Here is a 25,408-nt window from a genome sequence, read left to right as displayed (position 1 = left end):
TAAGCGTTCTCTCACCTTATTATTCGGGATTTTATTATAATACCACAGTACACCTGTAGTGGATCAGTAAAGCTGGCCACTACTTTGCAGTCAATTGGTGTGTTTGGTTATAGAATAAGTTATCTGAAAGCTCAGCATTGCACGAAATCCGTAGCTCGACAATGTCCAAAAATTAGCAGATCGTTTTAATCATGACAGCATGTGAGCACAAACTGTGGGCTTAGTTCACTAAAGGGTACCGCTTACCAATAAAGTTTGCTTAAAAGCATAAAAAAGACCTTCATAAGAAGGTCTTTTAGTTTCATTATTCATTTTCTATTGACTAATGTTAATCACAATCCGATAACCGTTAGTGAGTTTTGCGTCGACGACCCAATCCAAAGCCCGCTAAAGCCAGTAGGCTTAAGAATCCTAAGCTACCACCAGAATCTGATTTAGGTGTTTCAGGTTCAATTGGTTGTTCCGGCGCGGGTGATGTTGGCTCAACACCATCAGAGTTAACCGTTAGCATGAATGTCGTTGAGCTCATATCGTTAGGGAATAAATTATCCGCTACCGTTACAGTGACCATTGTTTCACCCCAAAAATCTGTAGCAGGAGTGATATCAAAGGTTGAGCCTGAAGTATGACCATGGACCACAGCAGTAATGTTGTCACCTGTTACGGTAATGGTGTTAGCAGATACTCCACCATCGTTGTCCGCATAGTTAACCACAATACCTTCAAGTGTGGTGTTTTCATCAACCATTTTATCGCTAATAGCTGACATAATGATATTTGATGCAACGCTAATTATTTGTTCAGCATGGGCATTGGCAATACCTTCAATATCACCTGCGAGAGTGACAGTTTGATTGACACCAAGCGCTTCGTCAGTGACTTCAGCTTGCATATTCACCACAACGATACTGTCACTAGGACCTGTGATGTCATAACAGACGACTAAGTTATTTGACACTTTGTCTTCAAGGTCATTGAAAGCATAGCTCACACCAGTATGGCCTTTTAATGGGCCATAAGTATCACGTGGGCCGTTATATCCCCTAACGCCAATAGAACCTTCTCCCGCTTCACCAGCAAAGTCGATATTGTCATAGGCCATGATAATTTCGTACTCACCTGGTGCGTGACCAGTATTATTTTTCAAGAAAACTTGGTGATCATAAGTATCACTTCTAGGTGTGATCAATGTGTTCCAGTTCTCATCCCAACTCTTGTCATGAGTCGCCGCTTTATTCCATTCAATGATGGTGTAATCGTCTGCAAAGGCTAAAGTCACACCTTTCTCTTGGTTGATATCCCAGTTCGGTTCATACATAGCGAGTGTCCACTTTTGCGGACCAAACATTGCCATTGGGTCAGTAGCATCTAAGCCACCCCATAATGGTGCCACGATAAAGTCAGGTGGCGTAGAATAGTCATTAGTTGGTAGCTCTAGATACATATCCATCGGCACGAAGTCCCAAGGATTGTAGTTGCCTGTATCTAACTGTAACCAGCCTTTAGAGCTTAAGATAATAGCGTCAGTACTGAAATAGTCCTGATTATCAAATGGCGTTAGTGTTCCGGCATTTAATGGCATTTCAACATCGTGAACCCAGTTTCCTCCCCAAGGTGTTTCTTCTAAGAAACTGCCCCATGACACGTTAATACCAAACCGCGCTAAGTCTAAATAGCCACCATCAACCGGTGTTCCATCTGGATAATCAATCTCCAGTGGAGTACGACACATTGGATCATCAATGTTGGTCGTGATTTTATAGTTAGTTTCACGAGCCGATGTATCAAGCTGGCTACGCAGCAAGCTAAAGCCGTTTTCTGTTTCAGTTAAACCTTCAATCGCTGTAATTGAACCTGGTACTAACTTCAAGCCAGCAGATAGTGTCGCGTTTAACTCTACTGCGCGATCTTTCCCTGAAATGTTAGGTTGAATCACCATACTCATATCAATGATGTCGCCAACTCTTGCTGCATCTTGCGAGGTATTGATTGAAACTGTGTCCACACCACGTTTGATGTTTAACGGCACGATTGCTAATGAACCTTGTGCATTATCACCTGCAGAAATTGCGGCAGCAGAGTAATAATGTTTACCCTGTTCCATTGCCATATTCCAGTCGATGGTTAATGTTGAATTACGTTCTGTTGTGTCTTCAAAGTTAAGGTTAATTGCTGATGAGATTTCTTTAGGAATAACCACATGAGCCATTTCTAGGGTATCAACATTGTCGTATGGGAATAGCGGGTAACCCGATTGAACTAAAATCGTATACTCACCGGCTTCAGGTTCTTCTAATGCACAGAATTGCCCTTTAGTTGTTTGGCCTAGTATTGAGCCACAAATGGCTTCAGACTGATGTAAACGTCCATCATTGTTGAAATCACGGAAGATAAACACATTGGTTTGCAGGTACTGGTTAAATGGTGAGTCAATTTGCGACTCAACTCGTGCTAGCATTTCTGCGCGCAATACAGCGCTATTTTCTGGCACATCCACAGTAAAAGTTTTGATGCTTGGTAGTGTGGTATCCCAGAAAAAGTCATCACCGACAGGCATTTCACTAAACTGGCGACGAGGTAGCTCGAAAGTTTCTGTGGTGGCTTCAACAGGTGTATATACAACACCGGTTAAGCTTGACCCTGATGCGCCAAATGGTACGTCTGCAATCACATGCTGCGATTGATCATCATGGGCTGTGATGTTGATGGTGTTTGGCAATGTTTTTCCAGCGTAGGTAGCCAAAAACGGCCAATGTGCAGCAGGGATGGTGCTATCTTGCGGGGTGAATTGAATTTCTCCTGCAGCAGTTTGCACTGTGCCATCGTACCAAGCCATATCCGATTCTTTAAATAGGCTAGTCACCGTTAAATCAATCGTTTCACCCGCTTTTAAGGTAAAGCTTGATGGGGTAACTTGTACTTTTGCGGTTGGGTCTAAAGTAAAGTCCCAAAATAGTGGTGAGCGATCAGAGTATTGTGTATCAACACTCCAAGTGCCATCACGGGTGGCTTTCACTGTACGGATCCAGCTACAACTTAACCCACAATCTTTATTGATAAGCTGAGGTAAGTTAAGTTCACGAACTTGACCGCCATTTTTTGGATTTGCTCTGCGGAAGTTATCTGCCGTTTCATCCATTACAAGGCCGCTATTAATAGCACGTGCAACATTAACTAGACCGTGTCCAGCGCGATATGGACCGGCCACTTCAACTTTTCTATCAAAAGGATGAACAGTTTTAATCGCTTGGCTGTCGGCGGTCATTTGCAGGGCTGATTGTACTTCAGATGCTGTCCAGCTTGGGTTAGCCTGACGTACCAACGCCATTACACCCGCAACATGTGGACTTGCCATTGATGTGCCACTGATAGCGTTATAGTTACGCGTATCAGCTTGTGGGTTTAGTGGGTTTTCATCGTTCCAAGCGGCAAAAATATCCACACCTGGTGCAGCAATACCCGGCGAGAACAATTCTTCAATCGTGCTAGATGGCCCGCGAGATGAGAAACTCGCTAATTGATCAGCATCTTCTGGTGTGATCACGCGTGAAGCCGTTGACGCTGTAATTGTTCCTTGTAAATCGGTTCCTGATTGAAGCCAAGGTTGTAAACCTTTGATGCGCCAGTTACCGTACCACTGAGTCGCAGTGATGTGCACCCCAGGGATAGCATAAGTATCGTTAGAGACATCATCCCCTTCATTCCAAGTGTTATAAAGTACAAAGCCACCTGCGCCACCTGCGGCAGCATTTGATGCTTTGTCTACACGGGCTATATCGCCGCGTTCACAAATAACAATGTCAGAGGCTTGGAAGGTATCGGCTGGAAATGGTGTATTACAGCGTGCATCACCAAAATCGGCAGCAATGACAAAGTTACCGGTAAAGGCTTCTGAGATACCCGCAGCGTCAAGTCTGTCTGGTACCAGTGAAGCGTCACCACCTACAAAGTTATCTAAGGCTTTATCTTCAATGACAATTGAACGAGCATGCGTAGTAGCAGCAACGTTTAAGACCCAAGGCGAGGTATGATCAACGGTATATAGTGAATCTTCACCGTTTGCTGAGCCAGAGTTACCAGCTGATAAAGCGACAGCAACACCGGCCTCACGGGCTGACAGGAATGCCATTTCAAACGCATCATCCCACGGGAAACTTTCACTACCACCAATCGACATGTTGATGACATCAACACCATCCTTAATCGCTTGCTCAATGGCAAATAGCATTGCATCGCCAGAACAGCCACCACTTACCATACATACTTGGTATGAAATGATGTTAGCGTGAGGAGCAACACCTGAAATTTTTGGCATTTGCACGCCAATAGGGTTTCCAGCTCCGCCGCCAAGTTGCGATCCTACAACGTCGACATCATATAAAATATTACCTGCTACAGTACCGGCTACATGACTACCATGGCCTTGAAAATCTTCACCAAAATCAGGAGCTAATGGGTTACCCCATTCATCTTTATATTCTGCAGTGACATCTTTGTGGGTGTACACACCAATTAACTTATCGTTACAACGATTAGCAAATTCCTCTAGCGCACAATCACCTAAGTAATTCCCCGTGCCTAGTGGGTTGGTGTGTTCAAAACCGTCGCCGCCAATGGCTGCAAAAGAAGGGTGGTCTGTATTGATACCGGTATCAATAATACCCACTATCATGCCTTCACCTGTGTATGCGCTGCCATCAGCTGTTGTTGTGCCATCCCATACGCCAGTTGCCCCGACATGCTCAGGTCCAATATCAGTATGAAGTTGGTAAATTTTTGAGCGCTGCATGTAGGCCACTTCAGACATTGAAGCTAACTTCATCGCTTCATCTTGGGTCATTTCAACGGTAAAAGCATTCGCCGCTAAGGTAAATTGTTGCTTAACATCTAAGCCTGCTTTTTGAATAAAGCTTTGCTGTTTTGACAATAGATGGTTGGTATAAGCGTTGATCGCGTTAGCGCTTGCACCAGTTGCAACGCCCGCGGTAAATAGCTTAGCTTTTTTATCATTAAGCGTGGCCTGCGTTGCTTGCAAGCCAGGGATATCACCTTTGTAGGTTGCAACTGAATTGCCGTGCATTCTTACAATGTAAGTTTGCTTGCCAACAAGGCCTCTTTCTATTTGGAGTTTGTCTTTTGGTTGTTTGGCTTGGAAATGAATATTACGCATGTCACCACGTCTAAGTGGCGTAGTTGATTGGGTACTTACCTTAGCCTGAGTTTCTTTCTGAGCTAAGTACATTTCCATTAAGTTAATGCCTTGCAATTGTACTTGGTTATTTGCAGAAGGTGGGCTACTTGCTGCAGCACTACCGACACTACCTGCATACATTGCAGCTAACGTCATCAATGTCAGTTTTTTTATTCTCATGATGATTCCCTATTAATTATTATTATCCAAACAACACGAAGTTAATTCGGTGTTGTCAGTATTACAAATTTGTTAATTGATAATCCAATGCGAAATTAATCATTGACCGATGCATAAAATCTATTGATGGTTAAAAATAGTGAATATTAATTGATGCATTAAATGTATTACACTGATACTTAATTGCTATCAATGGTTGTTAATATTGCTGATACATATTGATACATAATCTCGATTGTATAATGTTATTTAAATCAGTGGTTTAAGTTCATTTTTCTGTAATTTAAGTTGTGCGTTGTTATTATTTTTTTGATGTTTAAGTTTTGTGTATTTATATGCTTTGAGCATTTTGTTAATCTTAATTGAATATTTAAAAAATAAGAGTATGTTGACGTAATTGTTATTGTTGGCTGATTTATTTTCGCTTGGGTAATATTGTTTAATACAGTTTTAAGATTGCTGATATTTGCTTTGTTATTGCTGTGTTATTTTTTTATTGTTTTTGAATTAAGTAGGTTGAATGGAGTTAAGGCATTTAAAGCATTTTCTTGTTGTGGCAGAACTAAAACATTTTCACCATGCGGCAATAGAATTAAATTTAGCGCAACCCTCTCTTTCTAGAAGTATTCAGAAAATGGAAGATCTTCTGGGTGCTAAGTTATTAGAAAGGAATTCACGTTCAGTGTCTTTGACCCCGTTTGGTGACGTTGTAGTAGAGCATGGCACTCGCATTGTGCGTGATGTAGAGCTATTAAAGCGAGAAATACAGGCTATTCAAGGGCTAGAAACGGGTGAGTTGATTGTTGGGGCGAGTGCTATTCCGTTAAATAGCATCGTAGGGCCTAGTATTGGGCAATTTATTAATATTTATCCACATGTCGCCGTTGAATTAAAAGTAGGGGCTTGGCAGGAGCTGTATCAGAAACTGTGTAAGGCTGAAATTTCATTATTTATCGCAGAAACCAAAGCGACTGAGCTAGATCAAAGGGAAGCGGTTGATGTTATTCCACTACCTTCTTTTCAAGCAGTATTTTGTTGTCGCACCGATCACCCGTTAGCGCAACAGCAGCAGATTAATTTAACAGACTTAAAAGCTTTTCCTTTAGCCATACCCAGTGGACTACCAACCAGTTTATTTGAGCAATTTGATGACTTGTTTAGTAAGCATCGAAAAGACTTTTCTGGTCTGGTTAAGTTTGAGCAGTTTCAGGCGATCAAAGAGTCGCTTTGTGAATGTGATTTAATCGCCTTAGCACCTGATGTCTCTATTCGAAAGGAGTTGGCTTCAGGGGCATTAGTTGCTTTGCACATAGTTGATATGCCAGATATTAAAGCGTCTTTCAGTATTGTACATCTTCGTAGAAGGCCGCTCACTCCAGCGGCTCATGCTTTTATCGATTTTCTTAAACAGTAAGCTTTACTCATTCAGTTGACAGAAGCTGAGACTCATAGCGTGAGATTATAAACTGTTATTCTCGTTTCTCTGAGGATTTTTCATCGAGCATGAATTCATTTATCGTCTCAAATAACCATTGATAAAGCGGCTTATTACGATGGCGATAATGATGGCAAAAGTGGTTTTCAAATAATATGGGTTCACCATCAAGCAGCGGAATCTTTCGGATAACACTATCATTATAAAGACCATGATAACTGGCGCCCATGGGATGTATTAACTCAGTTTGAGATACGACACTTAATACAGAACTCGGGTGTGGGCTTCGATAAACAATATCAGGTACTAAGCCCTTTTTAGCTAAAATCTTTTCAATATTAGTCATGTGCTCATTCCAACCTGGCACATGCAAAATAGCTAAAGGATATTGCACTAAAGATTGCTCTGTTATTGTCGATTGGGCAAGAGGGTGACTTTTACTGAGATATACCTTTGCTACCAATGACGGCAGCGGTTTAATACTCATTTCTTTCGACATACCATGGGGCAACATTGTTACCGCAAAGTCCTGTTTACCTGTAATTAAATCTGCTTCAGTTTCATTACCCCACACAGAGACAATAAGTTGAAGTTTAGGGGCAACCTCATGCAACTTTAAAAACAACTTATCACTGAGCATTCCAACTAATGCTGGGTGGAAAGTTGCGTGTATTTTTCCTGATAACTGACTTAAATCGAATTCATCCACGTGATTGATAATATCTGATAATTCTTGCCAAGTACTAGGCAGATGCTGAGCAAGATAATGGGCTTTATCGGTTGGTGTTAGACCGTGTCTTGTTTTAACAAAAATAGGATCTTGAAACGCATCACGAAGCTTTTGTAGCGATCGACTCACATTGGGTTGACTCATATTGAGCCGTTCAGCAGCCCGATGGGTATTGAGCTCTTCATATATGACAAAGAAAATCTTTATTAGGTTGAGATCAAGTGCTTCAAAAGGGGTCTTGTTCATCATTTATCGCTGGTTGAAACGGGTGAGTTAATGATAGCGGATTAGATTATATTTAACAGTGTTCGTGGCAGTTTAATAAGAATGGTATTAGCGGAAGAGTTGGGGGATAACTCGCTTACATACAAGGTATTAATGCATGTAAGCTGAGTCAGTTAGGCTTATTTCAGTTCAATATTACCGCTAATGGTGTTGATACTAAAACGACCTTTAGCATCGCCAGTTTTAAATTGAATGCTTTCTCTTGATGAGTATTTACTTTTTAACGGTTTATCATCAGTTAAGCTATTAGTAATGTCGCCACCAGCGCCGCCATCCACTTCGAAGGCTAAATTTGGCATGTTAGTGAATTTCACTTCAATATCACCACTGACAGTATCAAATGAAGCTTTTGACACTTTATCGCCTAAACTGATTTTGATATCGCCGCTTACGGTGACTAGCTTGATTTTTTCAGCGGCAATAAAATTGCCTTCAATATCACCTGAGACTTGGTCGATACTCAACTTAGTCACTTGGTTATTCTTTGACTCGAATTCGCCACTGACTAATCGATATTGTGCTTTCCCAACGGCATCTTTATCTTTGATATCGCCTGAGACGGTTTCTAATTCAATTTTGCCGTTTAAGCTTTCAGATTCAATGTTGCCTGACACTGTATAAAGCTTAATCTCACCTTCAATCTCTTCGGCTTCTAAGTTGCCACTCACTAAAGCGACTTCTATTTTTCCTGAGAGCATTTCCACTTTGTAACCTGCCGAAACACCGTCCGCTTCTAGCATCAGCTTTTTAGGTAATTTGATAACCAAGTTTGAACCGTCTTTATTATTGCCTCGGTAGCTACTGGGTAGTTTATCTTCAATGTGGATTTGATTGCCTTTTTGCTCAAAGATAAACCCTTCAGATAATTCATCTAACTGACCGGTTACGCTAATGAGGTCTTTGTTCCAGCCGATGATTTTAACTTTACCTCGCTGCACTTTTAATTCTATTTGCGGATTAGCACTCACAGTCATTTCTTTATCAACAGATTGCGCGGCAAAGCTCAGTGTTGATGTTAAGAGTGTTGAAGTAATTAAAAGACTGCTGCCTATGATGAGCCTACCAACAAACTATGACGTGATTTTGTTTATCTTGCTTAGGCTCGTAATTGTGAAAAATAAAGTATTACTTGAGGATGTAGGCGAATAACGTCAGAAGAGTTATTTTTTCACATTATTGACTAATGAATTTGAAATTCATGTTATTGCAAAGTGTTGGTACTGAATAATTTTAGCGGAATTCTGGCAGGATAATTTGTGAGCTAACAAGCGATCAGGATCACCACCATTATTCCGTATGACCTAAGTCTTGCTCTTCGTTTTTTGCTTGCACTCGAGCTGTACTACCTTTTAACTCTTCCCTTATTGAGTTTATAGTATAAAAATATGTTTTATGCTACTATAGTGACAATTATTGCTTTTTTTAAAACTATATTGTCACTATGGTAGCAGATTCTCATGCTTAATCTCTATACCGCTTTTGATGTTCAAATGGAGTTACGCGACTTTATAAGTCAATCTCGAAAACTAAAGAAGTTATCCGTTGAGGAGTTATCAACTCGCTCCGGGGTGCCCTATGGTACGATTAGAAAGTTTGAAAGCACCGGTAATATTTCACTGAGGCAGTTTTTGATGCTCTATGAAGCTATTGGTGATTTGAACAAAGTCCGTGCCTTGACAAAACCATCTAGTGCCCAGCCCACCAGCATTGAAGAGGTGCTAAAAAATGCTTGATACTCCGTTAAGAGTAAACAGAACCTTTTCCGACGGATCTAAAGCGCTTGTTGGTTCGCTGGCTGAAAATAGAACTGGCACCTACTTTCAGTTTGACGAGCGGTATTTAGCTCAACATTCAGCTTCAATTGCTCCCTTTAATATCAAAGCGGATCTAACCCTGCAAAAAGCCCCCAAGCAACCCCATTACGGTATTCATGGTGTGTTCGGTGACAGTCTTCCTGATGGGTGGGGCTTACACCTTATGGATCGCGTTTTCAGGCAAAATGGTCACAATCCACAACTTATCACCGCATTACAACGGTTGGCTTACATTGGTGACCAATGCCTTGGCGCATTGTCCTATGAACCTGAGATAGAGCTACTTGAGTCTGATCCTAGGGATGTTGAGCTAATAACATTAGGGCAAGAGGCGGTTAAAGAGTTTGAGGGCACAGAATCGAGATTGATTGAGCATCTTATGAATGCGGCTGGTTCTGGTGGTGCTCGCCCTAAACTCAATGTCACTAAAACCAGAGATGGCCAGTTTTCAACACACGAAAATGCCATTGGTGAAAAACTGATTGTGAAATTGACCTCTGAAAAATTCGACTTAAAACATTCAGAGAGCTTGGTGGAATACACCTATATGCAGATGGCCAGTGATCTGGGCATTGATACACCTAAATTTGAATTGATTGAAGCTGGGGGAGGACGAATGTGGCTACAGCAAACTAGGTTTGATTGTACTCCTAAAGGTAAGCGCCACATGATCTCTGCTTGCGGTTTACTGGACGCTCCCTTTAGGGAGCAATCATTAGATTATGTCGATTTGGTTAAGGCCACTCGAATGCTTTGTGGTGTAGGAGAGGCGAGAAAGCTGGTTAAACGCGCTTTGTTCAACTTTATTACCGTTAACCAAGATGATCACTCTAAAAACTTTGCCTTTTTAGCTGACGATAATGATCAGTGGCAACTATCTCCGTTTTACGACATTGTTTACAGCCCTTCACCATACAAAGAGCATATGACATCTTTTAATGGCAATGGCAGATCACCAAAGCACGCACTCAATATACTGGCTGGACATGCAGGCTACTCAAGTGATAAACCATTACGAGAGATGTTAGAAGAGATCTATCAACAGACCAGAAGTTTTGCTCAAGAAGCAAAAAATCTAGGGATCCCTAATCAATTACTGACGAGTATTGATAACCATATGACAGAAAAGTGGAATAGTCTTCGATAGCATTAATTTTGGTGTAATAAGCTAGATTTCAGTACCACGATATTTAGGCGTGTATATGCAAAATATTGATTGTAATGAGCCAAGAATTGTTCGAGTTGGCTTGATAACAGCATTTTTTAAAACACCTAATAGGCCTAACTATCTATTTAGTGGTGGTTTTGTTTTTTATCGAATGTCATCAACGAATAAATTAATATCCCTAAACAAACAATAAGCGACATCCCAACTGCAACAAAAGGCATCCAGTAGTTTACTGCTCCTGTGAACATTAGGTGGCTCCTAATATGAGTAATTCCATATCTTGATTATATTATTAGCTCATATACCATTCAAAATTATCAATACTTTTCTTGATTTTTTAGCTCAAACAGCAAAACAAAAGTTGCTGATTTGCTTTGTTGTTATGTTGATTGAAAATTGTGTGAAAGGACTTGAGCACAATTGTGAGAATGTTAGCGTTTTCTATGCTGCTACCAGCGTTTCGCTTAACTCATAAGTGCCTTCTGTTTAGAATGTACATTACTTTAGAGTTGAATAAGATTTTAACACTTTAACTCACTTTTATTACTCCCCGCCCAACTAAGAAATGACATGAAAAAAATACTACTTATTACTATCTGTATGTTACTTACAGCGTGTGGGTCTGATTCTGAGACTCAGAAACCGCTACCGCCTAATGAGGGCACACCGATCTCACCACCTTGTACAGTAGATTGTGGTGATGGTGGTGATAAAAATCCGGGTGGAGGGGAAAGTCCAATCCTACCCGCACCGCTACCACCTGTTGAGGGCACACCGATCTCACCACCTTGTACAGTAGATTGTGGTGATGAAGGGGATAAGAACCCTGGTGAGGGGGAAAGCCCTATCGTACCTGTAATGCCAGCTTTTGCTATTGAGCATTCCGATGATTCATACATTGCTGAAAGTACTGTGCTATTAAGTGTTCAATGGGAACGCGATTATCCTGCTGATGTCGAATATCAGTGGACACAGGTATCGGGTCCTGCAATTAGTATCACTGGCAATGACAAACCAGAAGCTAGTTTTTATGTGCCAACTTCTGCAGGCGCTGAAAATATAGGGATCCAACTTAAAATAACGAGTGAATATGAGAACAAAATTACCTCGGTAAATATTCCTGTTTATGCGCCATTAGGTTTAGTTGATATTGGAACCGTTAGATTACTTGATAATGACAAGAAACTAACGATTAATGGTGGGCATGATGGTGATTTGCTTTTTGAAAGCTCGCAGGATGAAATATTAAGTACTGACTCAGAAGGACTGTTAACTCCTCATGTTGTGGGTGAGTCACAAGTCACTGTGACACAGTTAGCTACAGATGTGTACCCAGAGCTATCTTCAACAATATCTATCACCGTAAACAAAGCAACTCGTGAGCCAGTAGACTTACCTTTAATTAGCTATTACTTTGGTGACTCTGAGCAATATCTTTCATTACCAGTAGATGATATTTCTGACATTGAATTTGAAAAGCCTTATGTTGTTGCCCTAGCTGATTCTACCGCTCTTGATATGACTCAAGCAGGGTCTAGCTTATTACTTGATATTCAAGGTGAAGGTGAAACCACCGTGGTTTATCATTCACCTGAAACTGACATCTATGAAGCGACAACATATGAGCAAGCAATAGAAGTACAGCATGCGGTATTTTTAAGTCAGCGCTATGAATACCCCATAGTGCCTTTAAGTGCAGAGTCAGTTCAAACGACCTACAAAAAAGGTGACAAGCTTAATTATAAATACAGTGCACGAATAATGAGTACTCGAGATGAAGGGGAGCAATGCTATACCTACTGGACCGATGAACAAGATGAATCAGGAAAGTGGATAAGAAAAGAATACTGTGTTGATCCTGGTGAGCAGATTGAATTACCTAGCGGGACATTTAGTGCTCAAATTAAAGATGAAGACATAGATAATCAAAAAATAATTTGGGATACAGTACCGACATACTTGCCATTTACCAGCCAAATGCTTGCAGCGAATTGGCATCGTTGTGAGTGGAGTTATGCAGAGCAAAACTACATTGGTTATGCCGATAATGTAAATAGCTATGAAGGGAATCGGACTTGTTCATTTTTATATCATCAGCAACCGCTTGAGTGGAAAAGCTGGCGGGAAGATGAAGAAGGGCGTTATAGCTTATCCACCTATACATTTGAGCCATCAACGTACCAAGGCATGATGGAAGTTTGGGATAATCAATTATCTGAAATGGTGTACCTAGAAGTCAATTATGCGCAGCTTACTGTTGAGCGCAGTAACCGTGACCCTGATGATACTGAGCGAACACTAGAATTAGAAGTGTGTGATGTATGGTTCAACCCAGAAGTTGGCCCAGTAAGAGTGACTTGTGATGACCGTGAAAAGGATGCCACCGTCTACCCACGAAGAAGTTATCCCTTACTAGAGTTAAGGCTTGAGATTGAATCTATTCGAGAGAAGAGAGAGCATGACTATCTGACTTGTATAGAGTGCCACAACGATTCTTCTGTTGAAATGCATATGGCGTCACATGGTTACCCAGAGCCAGTGAGTATGGCTTGTCATGTTTGTCATGATGATGGAAAGCAGTTTGCCGTGCCACATGACTGAAGTTACCATGTTCTGCAATAAGTGGACGATGCAGCTTGCTTCACACTTAATCGCAAGCAGAAACAATAAAATATTTTAATGCGATAGCAACATTCATGGCATTTGGTTGTGGTAATCAAATATAAATTTATCATAAGTAAATGCCATGAGTACGAACCTAACACACCTAAACTACCCATCTAGTTATCCATTAACTCTTTAGATTTTACTTCATTGCAAACCGAATGAATTAAAGTAGATTAACTCAGTTAGTTGTTCAGTTGCTGATAAGGCTTATGTTCCTATCAGCTTAATTGTTTAATTGAACTTAATATTTTTTTGCTAAACAGATTTTATGTTGAGTTAAATTTGTAAGCAGATTTAGGGTGGAGAGTTAACCATTTCTTAAGTATTGTCTTTTTGGAGAAGGACTATTTGCTATAATATATTTTTCTCTTTAGTTATACATACTTCGATTAATAAAATGGTGATTACTTATGAGTATAGACGTTCCCAGTACTAGTGACCTGATGCGAAAAACTGGTGATATTTATGGCGGTGATGAAGCTCTTATTGCGTTATTTTTTAATAGTGAGATAAAGGCGCTTGGCAACAAAAAACCGAAAGAATTACTTGGAAGTCTTGAAGGACGAAAATTGGTTAATGACGTGCTTGAAAAAATAAAATGGGGTGTGTTCAGCTAAATATTAAAGTTTGATTTCTTCAACAGAACTAATAAACGAATTCAACTTCGGTGTGCTAGCTCAAACTTATCAAGACTGTAACGCTGTACTGGTCAACCCAAACTGGACACTTTTAGTTGGAAATTTTCAAACGCTACTGGTGACAGATCACCATTAGCGGAATGTAGCCGTTCTAAGTTGTAATATTTCATATAAGTAGCCACGTCTTTTTCGAGACTGTTACACCCTCACAGATTTCTTCATCCATTAAAGATAGCAGCACTACATAATCACCATTTTATATTTTTGAACTCTTTAAATACCAGTAAGGCTGCATCAAATCACTTTGCTGCTTTGCTTTAACCCACAAAATCCAATAAAGATTGCTGTGGCTTAAAAATGTCACAATTAGATGAGTAAATGCGCGGGCTTTTCGTATATAATTTGCCTCCACTTGAAAAAGTGACCTTACTTTTGTTTTATACCAACATGGACTGTTGGTTTTGGAGTTGTTATGTCTCGTAAATATTTTGGCACTGATGGTGTGCGAGGAAAGGTGGGTGAGTTTCCGATTAACCCGTCTTTTGCGATGAAATTAGGTTGGGCTGCTGGGACGGTTTTAGCGTCAGCAGGCACCAAAGAAGTCATTATTGGTAAAGATACTCGTATTAGTGGTTACATGTTAGAAACTGCTCTGCAAGCCGGCTTTTCTGCTGCGGGCATTAATTGCGCGTTAGTTGGCCCTATGCCAACGCCGGCGATTGCGTATTTAACTTCGACTTTTAGAGCTGATGCAGGGGTGGTGATCAGTGCATCCCATAACCCTTATTACGATAACGGTATTAAGCTGTTCTCAAACTCGGGTACCAAGCTTAACGATGCTCAAGAATTAGAAATTGAACACTTACTTGATCAAGCCATTAATCATGGCGCAATGTCGTGTGTGGACTCGGCAAAGCTCGGTAAAGTTCGCCGTATTACTGATGCTGCTGGGCGTTATATTGAGTTTTGTAAAGGGACGTTTGATAAAAATAAATCCCTTGCAGGTTTGAAAATCGTCGTTGATTCGGCCAACGGCGCGGCGTACCACATTGCTAAAGAAGTGTATGCAGAGCTCGGCGCTGAAGTGATTAGCATTAATGATAAGCCTGATGGGTTAAACATTAATGAGCGCTGCGGCGCAACCCATTTAGATAGCCTGCAAACTGCAGTGATGGTGCATGAGGCTGACTTAGGTATTGCCTTAGATGGCGATGCTGACAGGGTGTTGTTTGTTGATCATAACGGCCATGTGGTTGATGGCGATGAAATCATCTTTATTTTAGCGCAAGCGTTTCAACAAGCTGGTGAGTTAAACGGTGGCGTTGTCGGTACCTTGATGTCAAACCTAGGTTTAGAGCTGGCACTTAAAGAAATGGATATTCCCTTTATTCGCGCTAAAGTAGGCGATCGCTACGTGGTTGAGCAGCTTAAAGAAACCGGTTGGCTATTAGGCGGTGAAGGCTCAGGCCATATCTTAAGTCTTAAGCATACCACCACAGGTGATGGCATTGTGGCATCGCTGCAAGTGCTTGATGCTGTTATTGAGTCAGGTAAAAGCTTAGCTGAAGTTAAGTCAGGTATGACAAAACTGCCTCAAGTGCTGATCAATGTTCGCTTAAGTGCCAACAACGCCGATGAAATTATTGCCTCTGATGCCGTGCAGCAAGCAGTAACCGCTGCTGAGCAAGTGATGGGTGATAATGGCCGTGTGTTATTGCGTAAATCGGGTACTGAGCCATTAATCCGTGTAATGGTTGAATCAACCGATGCGGATATGACCCAAACCCAGGCGCAATCAATTGCGGATGTGGTTAAAGCGGCAAGTTAATAATTTGTCTTATCAATCAGGGTAGATTTATCTATGCTATTAAATGCCAGAGTATTGATACTCTGGCATTTTTGTTTTTAGCGAAACAATAACTTTAGGCTTATATTGGGTATAATGTTTCGCTACAAGTTTACAGCTGAAGTCAGTCGTTTTAGTTCATTATTGTTAAGGTTTTTTGAGTATGATTTTAATTACCGGCGGTGCAGGTTTTATTGGTAGTACGCTTATCCGTCATCTCATTAAGCATACCGATGAGACAATCGTTAATATCGATGCATTAACCTATTCGGGTAACCTTGATTCTCTACAGGACGTTGAGCATTCACATCGATACCATTTTGTTCATGCTGATATTTGCGATGCCAAGAGTTTAAAACAAGTTTTTGCCAAGTTTAAACCGACAGCGGTAATGCACCTTGCTGCAGAAAGTCATGTGGATCGCTCCATTGATAATGCCAGTGCTTTTATGCAAACCAATATCATCGGGACATTCACATTGCTTGAAGTGTGCCGTGAGTATTGGAACACGCTAGCAACTGATGTTAAAACTGCGTTTCGATTTCATCATATTTCAACCGATGAGGTTTTTGGTGACTTAGATAGTGATGAACTGCCATTTTCTGAGCAGACGTCATATAAACCAAGCTCGCCTTATTCTGCCTCAAAAGCTTCTTCCGATCATTTGGTCAATGCTTGGCAGCGTACTTATGGTTTGCCAGTGCTGGTTAGTCATTGCTCAAACAATTATGGTCCTTACCAATTTCCTGAAAAATTGATCCCCCACACCATTTTAAATGCCTTAGCGGGTAAGCCGTTAACCGTTTACGGTAATGGCCTGCAAGTAAGGGACTGGTTACATGTAGAGGATCATGTTCGCGGCCTTTATCAAGTGCTGACACATGGCGAAGTAGGCCAAAGCTATAATATTGGTGGTCTTAATCAAGTGACCAATATTGATGTGGTTAACAGCATATGTGCGCTATTAGAGCAATTGGCACCAGAGGCTAAGCAAGGCTGCCAATCTTATGCTGAGTTAATTACCTATGTTGACGATAGGCCTGGTCATGATAGTCGCTACGCCATTGATGCATCGAAAATTCAAACACAGTTAGGCTGGCAACCCGTGCATGATTTTAATTTGGGGTTAGCTGCAACGGTTAAATGGTACATCGATAATCCTAGCTGGTGGCAACAGATCTTAACTGGTGACTACCGCCTTAACCGACTTGGGCTCGCTAATGGAAATATCAATGAGTAGTTTAAGCGCTGTGCAGCCCATCACTTCTGCACAGTATAAAGGCATTATATTAGCGGGTGGCACGGGCAGTCGCTTATTTCCGCTAACCCTTGGCACCTCTAAACAGTTATTACCTGTCTATGATAAGCCGATGATTTATTATCCCTTATCGGTACTCATGCTGGCGGGTATTAATGACATTTTACTGATCTCAACCTCTGAAGATCTGCCCAGCTTTAAACGCTTATTAGGCAACGGTGAATGCTTTGGTATTCAGCTCAGTTATGCAGAGCAAGCAGCGCCAGAGGGTTTAGCGCAGGCGTTTATCATTGGTGAGCAGTTTATTGGTGATAGTAACGTGGCATTAGTGTTAGGCGATAATATTTTCTATGGGCAAAACTTTACTGAAAAGCTAAAACAAGCTACAGCCAAAGCGTCTGGTGCAACCGTATTTGGCTATCATGTTAGCGATCCCGCGCGATTTGGGGTCATTGATTTTGACGATAAAGGTATTGCCCTAAGTATTGAAGAAAAACCGACCGTCCCTAAAACCAACTTTGCCGTTACGGGGCTTTATTTTTACGATAATGAGGTCGTATCCATTGCTAAGCGTATTAGTCCGTCAGCAAGAGGTGAGCTTGAAATTACCGATGTGAACATGGCTTATTTGGCTAAGAAAGCCTTAACCGTGGATATATTAGGGCGTGGTTTTGCATGGCTTGACACCGGAACCCATGACGCATTACTTGAAGCGAGTCATTTTGTGCAGACCATTGAGAAACGCCAAGGCTTAAAGGTGGCCTGTCTTGAAGAAATCGGTTTCATTAATGGTTGGTTATCTGTTGATGAGTTAGCGCAACAAGCACAATTTCATCAAAAAACGGCATATGGCACTTACCTAAGCCAACTCGTAGAGGAACATCGTTGATGAAGGTTATTGATACTAGCATTTCTGATGTCAAAATCATCGAGCCTCAAGTGTTTGCAGATGAACGTGGCTTTTTTATGGAAACCTTTCAGCAGCAACGTTATCAGCAATTGCTGAACACCAATAAACCCTTGGTGCAGGATAACTATTCACGCTCACATTATGGTGTGCTTAGAGGGCTTCATTTTCAAACCCAGAAGCCGCAAGCTAAATTAGTCAGAGTCGTTAGAGGCAAGGTGTATGATGTGGTTGTTGATATCCGCCCACAGTCATCAACTTATGGCGCTTGGGTTGGGGTTGAGTTATCTGAGACCAACCAGCGACAATTGTGGGTGCCAGAAGGCTTTGCCCATGGCTTTGTTGCTTTAGAAGCGTGTTGTGATGTTGAATACAAATGTAGCGATTATTATGACCCTAAAAATGAAGCTTGTCTTAGCTGGGACGATGCTGACTTAGCCATTAATTGGCCTATTAGGGAGGTCATTCAATCTGCTAAAGATCAACAAGGGTTATCTTTTCAGGCGTTAAAAGCAATGCACAATGAGCAGGCGTTAACCTTAAAGCCGGACATCACAAAGTGAAGCTGTTATTAACAGGCGCTAATGGTCAGTTAGGATTGAGTATTAGGCGCTGCATTGCAGATCATAATGCCTTTTTAGCCAAGAATAATGGCAACTATTCTAGAATTATTAGCAGAGCTCTTAACAGAGAGAACAACAGAGAGAGCCACTGTAAAATTAACACCGACTTGTCATCTCAATGCATGCCAAATGAGCTACAACTTCTCACGGCAGATAAATCAGATTTAGAGATCAGTGACGCTAATGCGGTCATGGAAATGATTGATAGGCTTAACCCCGATTTAATCATCAATTGCGCCGCCTACACCCAAGTGGACCAGGCTGAAACACATCAGCAGCTTGCTGGTGATGTGAATGCCACAGGGGCGAAGAATCTTGCCTTAGCGGCGCTAAAAGCATCTATTCCACTTATTCATATCTCAACCGATTATGTGTTTGATGGCAAAAGTGGCAGGCTGCCATCTCAAGCTGCAAGTTCAGCGCTGCCTGTAGATGAGCCCAAGCTTGCTGGTGGCCTTGAAGCAACCTTTGCAACCGCCTCTAACACTGCTATTGAAACTGCAATTGAAAACAGTCCAAGCCCATATTCTGAAACTGCTGTGCCAAATCCGCTGAATATTTATGGCGAGTCTAAGTGGCGCGGCGAGCAATTGATTACTGATATTCTGCCGCAGCACATTATCATTCGAACGTCTTGGCTGATAAGCGAATTTGGGCATAATTTTGCTAAAACGGTGCTGAGATTAGCCAAAACTAAACCGACTCTGGCGATGGTGGCCGATCAAATAGGTTGTCCTACTTATGCGGGGGATTTAGCCAAAGCGATATTAAACATCGCTGCGCAAATTCAGCAGGGTAAAACAGTTTGGGGCACTTTTCATTACTGCGGCGATACAGCTACCAGCTGGTATGGTTTAGCAAAAGCCATTGTCGATGAAGCAAGTGTACAAGCTAAGTTACTAACAGTTCCTACACTCAAGGGGATTGATACTCAGGACTATCCTTTGCCTGCTAAGCGGCCACCCTACAGTGTGCTTGATTGCCAGCAGATAAAAATGGCTTGGGGTATCGATGCTTGTGATTGGCAAGTATCAATTAAAACTTTGATTAGAAATCTCGATATTGATGTTTTATAACTTTTTTTAAGAGTATTTATAACGGTTTACAGATTTTGCTCAAGCTCAGCTTAAGTAATCGGCTACACAAATGCTAACTCATTAATCGGCCTAACCCTCCCAGTGTCTTTGGTTAACATCTAACCTTTCGCAGTTAGCTTTTCAGTTGTCACTCTCTACCACTTAGATGATTGGAGGAGTGAGTTATTACTTTTTAGATCATTATTCCAAACAAACCTTTTCATCCTTTTTATTCCTTTTTGTTATAGCTAACCCTTCATTAATAACTTTTACTATCAGTTGATACTGGTAATATGATTGCATGCAACTTTGGATTAACAATCATGGCTATGAGACGGATCATCATTTGTCTGTTTAAAGCGTATGAATTATTAAAGGTTTATTGGAATAGATATGTCGACACAATTGACTCATTTAAAGCAACTTGAAGCAGAATCCATTCAAATTATGCGTGAAGTCGCCGCAGAATTTGATAACCCTGTCATGCTCTACTCGGTAGGTAAAGACTCCTCGGTTTTATTGCACCTTGCGCGTAAAGCTTTCTATCCCGGCAAAATTCCTTTTCCTTTGATGCATGTTGATACCAACTGGAAGTTTAAAGAGATGATTGCTTTTCGTGATCAAATGGCCGAAAAGTACGGCTTTGACTTAATCGTTCATAAAAACCCTCGCGGTTTAGAAATGGGCTGTAGCCCGTTTGTTCATGGTAGTGCTAAGCACACCGACATCATGAAAACTGAGGGCTTAAAGCAAGCGTTAGATATGCATGGTTTTGATGCTGCTTTTGGCGGTGCACGTCGTGATGAAGAAAAATCCCGTGCCAAAGAGCGTGTGTATTCTTTTCGCGATAACAAGCACAGATGGGACCCTAAAAACCAACGTCCTGAGTTATGGAATATTTATAACGGTAAAGTGGATAAAGGCGAAAGCATTCGCGTTTTCCCATTATCAAATTGGACTGAATTAGATATCTGGCAATATATTTATCTTGAAGGTATTGAAATCCCATCGCTTTATTTAGCTGCAGAAAGACCAGTTTTAGAGCGTGATGGCACCTTAATCATGGTTGATGATGACCGAATGGAGCTTGAAGAAGGCGAAGTCATTGAGCATAAGATGGTGCGCTTTAGAACATTAGGTTGCTATCCACTCACTGGCGCAGTTGAGTCGGTTGCACAAACCTTACCTGAGATTATTCAAGAGATGCTGCTTTGTACAACATCTGAGCGTCAAGGACGAGTGATTGATAATGATTCATCCGGTTCAATGGAAAAGAAAAAAATGGAAGGGTATTTCTAAGCTTTTTAAAACCTCATTTTTATGAAGTGTTTGGCACTTCTGATTATTTGAACCATTACATTACCAATGTGTTGCTGCAGTTGAATATACGCTCAGAGCAGCGCGTTAGCTTAAGGAATTTATGATGTCTAATACCGCTTTAATCGCTTCAGATATTGAAGCTTATTTAAACGTCCATGAAAATAAAGATATGCTGCGCATTTTAACCTGTGGCAGTGTTGATGATGGTAAATCGACCCTTATTGGTCGTTTGTTGTATGACAGTAAAATGATTTTTGAAGATCAAATGGCGGCCATTGAAAAAGACTCAAAACGCTTTAATACCACAGATGAGTCGTTCGATTTAGCCTTATTGGTTGATGGCCTGCAGTCTGAGCGTGAGCAAGGTATTACCATTGATGTGGCTTATCGCTATTTTGCCACCGAGCAACGTAAATTTATTATTGCTGATACTCCAGGTCATGAGCAATATACCCGCAATATGGCAACGGGCGCTTCGACTGCTGATTTAGCGATTATTTTGATTGATGCAAGGCATGGAGTGCAAGTACAAACTCGCCGTCACAGCTTTATTTGCTCTCAGTTGGGTATTAAGCACGTCATCATTGCCATCAATAAAATGGACGCGGTGGATTACGACCAAAGCGTTTATCAAAATATTAAGAAAGACTATCGTGAGTTTGCTGAAAACCTGCAGTTTAACGATATTCGCTTTGTGCCGATTTCAGCATTAAAGGGCGACAATGTCGTCAACGAGAGTGCCAACATGACTTGGTACCCGGGTTCAACCATGATGAAACTGTTAAATACCGTGACGGTTGCCAAAGATAAAACCCACCCATTTCGTATGCAAGTGCAATACGTTAATCGTCCAAATCTGGATTTTCGCGGTTTTTGTGGCACGGTTGCATCGGGCGATATCCGCGTTGGTGATACCGTCAAAACCTTGCCTTCAGGTAAAGAAAGTAAAGTTAAATCTATAGTGACCTTTGATGGCGAGCTTGAAAAAGCCACTATCGGCATGGCAATCACTATCACCTTAGAAGATGAAATTGATATTAGCCGTGGTGACATGCTAGTTCGCCCTCATGAACTGCCATTATCAAGCAGCAATTTTGAGGCCGATGTGGTGTGGATGACTGAAGAGCCATTACATGTCGATCGTGAATATGCCATTAAAATGGGCAGTAAATCAGTTTATGGCTATGTCGAGAATGTGAATCACAAAGTCGATGTGAACACCCTAGAGACATTTGATGCACATCAACTTGAACTTAATGAAATGGGTAACTGTAACTTTGCAGTCAATGAAGCTGTGCAGTTTGATGCTTATGATATCAATCGAACCACTGGTGCGTTTATCATTATCGATCGCCTAACCAATGTCACCGTGGGCGCGGGGATGATAAGAAATTCATTAGAAGGCAAAGCAGCAACCACTGAAGCCAAACCTTCAGCATTTGAAATCGAATTTAACGCATTGGTTAGAAAACATTACCCTCATTGGGGCGCAAAAGTCATAGGCTAAGCTAGTACAGATGAGCACCTAGGCTTTATCAAAAAGCTGCAATGCGATTGATTAGCTTGCAGCTTTTTTTGACTTTGTATCCTTGAGGTTGGTTTCTATTTATGTCTACAGATGCATACTTAACAATAAGTATTTTCATACTAACGATTTGTGGTTTATTAAAATTTCAAAGTCGACCTGCTGCCGTGTGCGGTGTGACCTTATTATCATTAGTTGCACTTGGGTTGGTGTCTAAAGCGCAATTATTATCGAGTATTGCTAACCCTGGGTTAATCACACTCATTCTATTAATCATTTGCTCTTTCGGGTTAGAGAAAACCCGATTGCTGAGAGTTATTGCGTCAAAAGTGATTGTTGTTGGCTATAAAGCCACTTTTATACGGCTTTTTGGTATCACCACGATTTGTTCTGCGCTACTTAACAATACCGCGGTGGTGGCGACGCTTTTGTCGCCAATACGTAATAACCCGCATCATTTTGCCAGTAAATTATTATTGCCTTTATCCTACGCGGCAATTCTCGGTGGCACGCTGACTTTAATTGGCACCTCAACCAATTTGATTGTAAATAGCCTGTATATTGATGTTGAAGGGCGTTCATTAGCCTTTTTCTCTTTTACCGCTATCGGCGTGATACTGGTGATTTGTTGCGGGGCCGTTTTAGCGGTTTTTGTGAGGTTTTTACCAGAAAATGAACAGACACTTGATGGTAATAAGGGCTATTTTATTGATGCAAAAATCATCGAAAACTCAGAGCTGATTGGCCGCTCTGTCGAGGCCAATGGTTTACGTCATTTAGAGTCATTATTTTTGGTCGAGGTCGTAAGAGAAGGCAGGTTAATCACCCCGGTCGCGCCAACAGAAGTGTTACAACAAGATGACCGACTTATTTTTAGTGGTGATATTGCAAAACTAGGACAATTAGGCCAGTTTTCAGGGCTTGAAACATTTGCCCATAAAAATGATTTAAAAGGCTCAAATCTCACTGAAGTGGTGGTAAAGCAAGAAAGTATTTTAGTGAGAAAAACACTAAAGAAAGTCGGCTTTAGAGCACTATTTGATGCCGCCGTGGTGGCGATTCGCCGAGATGGCGAAAATGTCTCTGGCAAACTTGGTGAAGTCGAGTTACAAGCGGGTGACTTTTTAGTGTTATCTGTCGGTGAGGATTTTAAATCTCGACGTAATTTAAGCAAAAACTTTATTGTGCTTAGCGGCGTCGAAACTGAGATACGCCTTAACGGCTGGAGGGCATGGTTAGCTGTCGGTGGCTTTTTAACTTCAATAGCCCTTGCCGCATTTGGGGTCATTGATTTACTTGAAAGCTTAGTGATTTTATTAGGGTTACTGGTGTTTAGTCAGTCACTTAACGTCAATGAAGTGATGCGCCGATTACCGGTCAATATTTGGCTCATCGTCGCCTCTGCCATTTTACTTTCCCATGCATTGGTTAATGCTGGCGTTGTCGAATTAATTGGTGATGTGGTTAATCAGAGTGTCGATAAAGAGCATGCTTATATTGCCTTGATTATGGTTTATATTCTCACATGGTTGATGACTGAATTAGTGACCAACAATGCTGCTGCAGCGCTAATGTTTCCCATTGCTTATAGTTTGGCGCTCGGTTTTGGGGTGGATGTTTTACCTTTTGTGATGACTGTGGCATTTGCTGCCAGTGGCAGTTTTATTAGCCCTTACGGTTATCAAACCAATTTAATGGTGTTTAATGCAGGTCAATATAAGCTAAAAGACTTTGTCAAAGTCGGTTTGCCCGTCAGTATTGTTTACGGCTTAATCGTGAACATCAGCGTGCCAATATTTTTCCCGTTTTAATGGGCAGCTTTAAACAATAAAAACATAATATTTGTCAGTATTAACAGAACTAAAAAGTGAACAAGGAATAATCATGTCAAATACACCCTACCAAGACGTTAATGTGCTTGGTGACAAGTCAACAGATGTTGTTTGGCACTTGGCAAGTGTGTCTCGGGCACAACGCATTAAGTTAAATGGTCATAAGCCTGCCGTTTTATGGTTCACAGGGTTAAGTGGCTCTGGTAAATCTACAATTGCCAACGCGGTTGATAAAATGCTTCATGATCTAAACTGTAAAACCTATGTGCTCGATGGTGATAACGTTCGCCATGGCCTAAATGGTGACTTAAGCTTTACTGATACTGATAGAGTTGAAAATATTCGTAGGGTTGGTGAAGTATCCAAGCTATTTGTCGATGCGGGGCTGATTGTGTCTACTGCTTTTATTTCGCCTTTTTTAGCTGATCGCGACATGGTGCGAAGCCTGTTGGCAGCAGATGAATTCATCGAAATCTTTATTGATACCCCGTTAGCGATTTGCGAACAACGCGACCCTAAAGGGTTATATAAAAAAGCCAGAGCGGGCGAGATTAAACACTTCACCGGCATTGACTCAGCTTATGATGCGCCGACGAATGCTGAAATTCATGTGAAGACCGCAGAGCAAGATATTGAGCAGTGCGCTTTACAAGTGATTAGCTATTTAACAGATAACGGTTACTTATCGTAAGGCTTGGTTTTAAGCATGGTAGAAAGCACTTCTCAGCCAAAGATTTTTACACAAGGTTTGGCTTCAAAGAATCCACATTTGATCCTATGGTGCTTATGGCTAGAGTAAAAAATATTGAAGCGGCTCAAAAAGCATTAATATAAAGGATGCAAAGTGTGCCTAAAAATTATTCCTGCTATTCAGAGAGCTTGAACAAGTGCGGTACACTAAAGTAACAAACTT

17 protein-coding genes and 1 pseudogene are annotated in these 25,408 nt (G+C 41.2%); 14 read left to right on the top strand and 4 right to left on the bottom strand.

Annotation, left to right across the window (positions count from 1 at the left end):
- Positions 1 to 349: 349 nt before the first annotated feature.
- Positions 350 to 5,371, bottom strand: a complete 5,022-nt coding sequence (locus tag BCU94_RS04575) for a S8 family serine peptidase (RefSeq protein ID WP_102475735.1) — start codon at positions 5,369 to 5,371, stop codon at positions 350 to 352.
- Between the two features lie 520 nt (positions 5,372 to 5,891).
- Here BCU94_RS04575 and BCU94_RS04570 point away from each other — a divergent pair.
- Complete coding sequence (locus BCU94_RS04570) at positions 5,892 to 6,785, top strand: LysR family transcriptional regulator (protein ID WP_102475734.1); 894 nt, start codon at positions 5,892 to 5,894, stop codon at positions 6,783 to 6,785.
- Between the two features lie 55 nt (positions 6,786 to 6,840).
- On the opposite strand, the gene BCU94_RS04565 is transcribed toward BCU94_RS04570, so the two are convergent.
- Both BCU94_RS04565 and BCU94_RS04560 read right to left on the bottom strand, forming a co-directional pair.
- Positions 6,841 to 7,782 (bottom strand): LysR family transcriptional regulator, encoded by a 942-nt coding sequence (locus BCU94_RS04565; protein WP_206747667.1) that lies wholly within the window; start codon positions 7,780 to 7,782, stop codon positions 6,841 to 6,843.
- Between the two features lie 158 nt (positions 7,783 to 7,940).
- Positions 7,941 to 8,795: a DUF4097 family beta strand repeat-containing protein gene (locus BCU94_RS04560; protein WP_102475732.1), complete on the bottom strand. Its 855-nt coding sequence runs from the start codon at positions 8,793 to 8,795 to the stop codon at positions 7,941 to 7,943.
- Between the two features lie 483 nt (positions 8,796 to 9,278).
- Here BCU94_RS04560 and BCU94_RS04555 point away from each other — a divergent pair, with 483 nt between their 5' ends.
- The 4 genes from BCU94_RS04555 to BCU94_RS04540 all read left to right on the top strand — a co-directional run bounded on the left by BCU94_RS04555 (position 9,279) and on the right by BCU94_RS04540 (position 14,087).
- Positions 9,279 to 9,554 (top strand): helix-turn-helix transcriptional regulator, encoded by a 276-nt coding sequence (locus BCU94_RS04555; RefSeq protein WP_102475731.1) that lies wholly within the window; start codon positions 9,279 to 9,281, stop codon positions 9,552 to 9,554.
- Positions 9,547 to 10,782, top strand: a complete 1,236-nt coding sequence (locus tag BCU94_RS04550; protein WP_102475730.1) for a type II toxin-antitoxin system HipA family toxin — start codon at positions 9,547 to 9,549, stop codon at positions 10,780 to 10,782. Before BCU94_RS04555 ends, BCU94_RS04550 begins: the two co-directional genes overlap by 8 nt.
- A 591-nt stretch (positions 10,783 to 11,373) precedes the next feature.
- Complete coding sequence (locus BCU94_RS04545; protein WP_102475729.1) at positions 11,374 to 13,404, top strand: hypothetical protein; 2,031 nt, start codon at positions 11,374 to 11,376, stop codon at positions 13,402 to 13,404.
- Between the two features lie 476 nt (positions 13,405 to 13,880).
- Positions 13,881 to 14,087, top strand: coding sequence for an MbcA/ParS/Xre antitoxin family protein (locus BCU94_RS04540; protein ID WP_102475728.1), 207 nt, complete (start codon positions 13,881 to 13,883; stop codon positions 14,085 to 14,087).
- A 92-nt stretch (positions 14,088 to 14,179) separates the two neighbouring features.
- Here BCU94_RS04540 and BCU94_RS04535 read toward each other — a convergent pair.
- Positions 14,180 to 14,302, bottom strand: a pseudogene (locus BCU94_RS04535) (IS3 family transposase); the annotation flags it as partial.
- A 278-nt stretch (positions 14,303 to 14,580) separates the two neighbouring features.
- On the opposite strand from BCU94_RS04535, the gene glmM reads away from it, so the two are divergent.
- From glmM to cysC, 9 genes are all read left to right on the top strand, one after another.
- Positions 14,581 to 15,936, top strand: coding sequence for a phosphoglucosamine mutase (glmM, locus tag BCU94_RS04530; protein WP_102475727.1), 1,356 nt, complete (start codon positions 14,581 to 14,583; stop codon positions 15,934 to 15,936).
- Positions 15,937 to 16,117: 181 nt separating this feature from the next.
- Positions 16,118 to 17,194 (top strand): dTDP-glucose 4,6-dehydratase, encoded by a 1,077-nt coding sequence (gene rfbB, locus BCU94_RS04525; protein ID WP_102475726.1) that lies wholly within the window; start codon positions 16,118 to 16,120, stop codon positions 17,192 to 17,194.
- A complete protein-coding gene (gene rfbA / locus BCU94_RS04520; protein WP_198590851.1) occupies positions 17,187 to 18,101 on the top strand; it encodes a glucose-1-phosphate thymidylyltransferase RfbA in 915 nt (304 codons plus the stop codon). Before rfbB ends, rfbA begins: the two co-directional genes overlap by 8 nt.
- Entirely contained in the window at positions 18,101 to 18,682 is a 582-nt protein-coding gene (rfbC, locus tag BCU94_RS04515) for a dTDP-4-dehydrorhamnose 3,5-epimerase (RefSeq protein ID WP_102475725.1), read from the top strand. The genes rfbA and rfbC overlap by 1 nt, the downstream gene beginning before the upstream one ends.
- Positions 18,679 to 19,818 carry a sugar nucleotide-binding protein gene (locus BCU94_RS04510; protein ID WP_102475724.1) on the top strand — a complete coding sequence of 380 codons (1,140 nt, stop codon included), beginning with the start codon at positions 18,679 to 18,681 and terminating at the stop codon, positions 19,816 to 19,818. Before rfbC ends, BCU94_RS04510 begins: the two co-directional genes overlap by 4 nt.
- Before the next feature lie 393 nt (positions 19,819 to 20,211).
- Positions 20,212 to 21,117: a sulfate adenylyltransferase subunit CysD gene (gene cysD, locus BCU94_RS04505; protein WP_076537299.1), complete on the top strand. Its 906-nt coding sequence runs from the start codon at positions 20,212 to 20,214 to the stop codon at positions 21,115 to 21,117.
- Between the two features lie 121 nt (positions 21,118 to 21,238).
- Positions 21,239 to 22,645, top strand: coding sequence for a sulfate adenylyltransferase subunit CysN (gene cysN / locus BCU94_RS04500; protein WP_102475723.1), 1,407 nt, complete (start codon positions 21,239 to 21,241; stop codon positions 22,643 to 22,645).
- 101 nt (positions 22,646 to 22,746) lie between these two features.
- The gene (locus BCU94_RS04495) at positions 22,747 to 24,474 is read left to right on the top strand and encodes an SLC13 family permease (protein WP_102475722.1); all 1,728 of its coding nucleotides are present in this window, start codon (positions 22,747 to 22,749) and stop codon (positions 24,472 to 24,474) included.
- Between the two features lie 73 nt (positions 24,475 to 24,547).
- On the top strand, positions 24,548 to 25,186 hold the full coding sequence (gene cysC / locus BCU94_RS04490) for an adenylyl-sulfate kinase (protein WP_102437575.1): 639 nt from the start codon (positions 24,548 to 24,550) through the stop codon (positions 25,184 to 25,186).
- Positions 25,187 to 25,408: the final 222 nt, after the last annotated feature.

Origin of the sequence: Shewanella sp. 10N.286.52.C2, from assembly GCF_002874545.1 — a bacterium.
In the GTDB taxonomy this organism is placed as follows: Bacteria; Pseudomonadota; Gammaproteobacteria; order Enterobacterales; family Shewanellaceae; genus Shewanella.
This window is presented reverse-complemented; position numbering and strand designations above follow the sequence as displayed.